The organism is Rhizobium ecuadorense, from assembly GCF_001187535.1.
Classification (GTDB): Bacteria; Pseudomonadota; Alphaproteobacteria; order Rhizobiales; family Rhizobiaceae; genus Rhizobium; species Rhizobium ecuadorense.
The window spans coordinates 1-209 of sequence record NZ_LFIO01001575.1 but is presented as its reverse complement, the minus strand read 5'-3'; the positions used below and the strand labels follow the sequence as shown (position 1 = coordinate 209).

The window sequence follows — 209 nt, the reverse complement described above, 5'->3', positions numbered from 1 at the left end:
GCCTTGCCGTTCCCCGGAATCAATAGTGCGGCCGGGCCTTTGTGCAACCCCAGGCGTTAAAGCGCCTTGCGGTACTGGATAAAACCCGAGCGCTCAGCGATCCTGTCGTAGAGCCGCCGCGCCGTTGCATTCGTTTCGTGCGTCATCCAATAGAGCCTGCCTGCGCCGTTTGCGCGGGCGAGGTCGGCGACGGCCTCGATCAAAGTGGC

The 209-nt window shown here is 63.2% G+C and carries 1 protein-coding gene; it reads right to left on the bottom strand.

Annotated elements, in window-relative coordinates:
• Positions 1–56: 56 nt before the first annotated feature.
• Positions 57–209 (bottom strand): GNAT family N-acetyltransferase (locus AF337_RS32225; protein WP_160320393.1); only part of this gene is annotated, 153 nt, incomplete at its 5' end.